Origin of the sequence: Bradyrhizobium sp. SZCCT0231 (assembly GCF_018130245.1) — a bacterium.
Taxonomy (GTDB): Bacteria; Pseudomonadota; Alphaproteobacteria; order Rhizobiales; family Xanthobacteraceae; genus Bradyrhizobium; species Bradyrhizobium japonicum_F.
This window is the reverse complement of sequence record NZ_JAFCKP010000039.1, coordinates 1-1,873: the sequence shown is the minus strand read 5'-3', so window position 1 is coordinate 1,873 and position 1,873 is coordinate 1. Positions and strand designations below refer to the sequence as shown.

1 protein-coding gene is annotated in these 1,873 nt (G+C 65.2%); it reads left to right on the top strand.

Features of this window, described 5'->3' with window-relative positions; all coding sequences use genetic code 11:
• The coding region (locus JQ566_RS34405; RefSeq protein WP_249139975.1) for a beta strand repeat-containing protein at positions 1-1,873 on the top strand (1,873 nt) is incomplete at both ends.

The following is a 1,873-nucleotide window of genomic DNA, read 5'->3' as shown; positions in this document are numbered from 1 at the left end:
CGGCGTCCAGGCCGGCGATGTCGGCAGCGTCATCGTGACGGCGGCGTCCGCCAGCTACGACAACGCCAGCGCCGGCATCAACAAGACCGTGACCGCGGTTGGCCTGACGCTGAGCGGGGCCGCCGCCAGCAACTACCTGCTGACCAGCACGACCGTGCAGGCCAATATCGGGACGATCGGCCAGCGCGCAATCACGGTGACAGCGAACGCGCAGAGCAAGACCTATGGTGACGTCGATCCGACACTGACCTATGGGATGACGTCAGGCAATCTGGTCTCCGGTGACAGCCTGAGTGGCGTGCTCGCCCGTGCCGCCGGCGAGAACGTCGGTTCCTACGGCATCACCCAGGGCACGCTGACCGCCGGCAGCAACTACGCGCTGACCTATGCCGGGGCGAACCTCGGGATCACTCAGCGTGCGATCACGGTAACGGCGAATGCGCAAACCAAGATCTATGGCGACGCCGATCCGACGCTCACCTACGGCGTCACCTCAGGCAATCTGGTCTCTGGCGACAGCCTGAGCGGTGTGCTCGCCCGGACCGCCGGCGAGAACGTTGGCTCTTACGGCATCACGCAGGGCGCGTTGACGGCCGGCGGTAACTACGCGCTGACCTATGCTGGTGCCAATCTCGGCATCACACCGCGCGCAATCACGGTCACAGCGAATGCACAGAGCAAAGTCTATGGCGAAGCCGATCCGGCTCTGAGCTATGGCATCACGTCGGGCAATCTCGTCGGCGCTGATAGTCTGAGCGGCGCGCTGAGCCGTGCCAGCGGCAATAACGTCGGCAGCTACGGCATCACCCAGGGCTCGCTGACGGCAGGCAGCAACTATGCGTTGACCTATGCCGGAGCGAATCTCGGGATCACGGCACGTGCAATCACGGTCACGGCGAACGCCCAGAGCAAGACCTATGGCGACGCCGATCCGACGCTGACCTACGGCGTCACCTCCGGCAACCTTGTCTCCGGTGACAGCCTGAGCGGAGCACTGACGCGGGCGAGTGGCGAGAACGTCGGCAGCTACGGCATCACACAGGGCACGTTGACCGCCGGTAGCAACTACGCGCTGACTTATTCCGGTGCCAACCTCGGCATCACCCAGCGCGCGATCACGGTGACGGCGAACGCCCAGAGCAAGACCTATGGCGATGCCGACCCGACGCTGACCTATGGCGTCACCTCGGGCAATCTCGTGAGCGGTGACAATCTGAGCGGTGTGCTCACCCGCGCCGCTGGCGAGAGCGTCGGCAGCTACGGCATCGCGCAGGGGACGCTCACCGCCGGCAGCAACTACGCACTGACTTATTCCGGTGCCAGCCTCGGCATCGCCCAGCGCGCGATCACGGTGACCGCGAACGCGCAGAGCAAGACCTATGGCGATGCCGACCCGACCCTGACCTATGGTGTCACCTCGGGTAACCTGGTCGCTGGCGATAGCCTGAGCGGCGTGTTGAGCCGTGCCGGCGGCAACAACGTCGGGACTTACGGCATCACCCAGGGCACGCTGACGGCTGGCAGCAACTACGCACTGACCTATGCCGGGGCGAACCTCGGGATCACCCAGCGCGCGATCACGGTCACCGCGAATGCGCAGAGCAAGACCTATGGTGATGCCGATCCGACGCTGACCTATGGCGTGACGTCAGGCAATCTCGTCGGCGGCGACAGCCTGAGCGGTGTGCTCACCCGGGCAAGCGGCGAGAATGTCGGCTCCTATGGCATCACCCAGGGCACGTTGGCGGCCGGCAGCAACTACGCGCTGACCTATGCCGGGGCGAACCTCGGCATCACGCCGCGTCCGATCACGGTCGCGGCCGACAATCTCACCAAGACCTATGGTACGCCGGACCCGACGCTCACCTATACG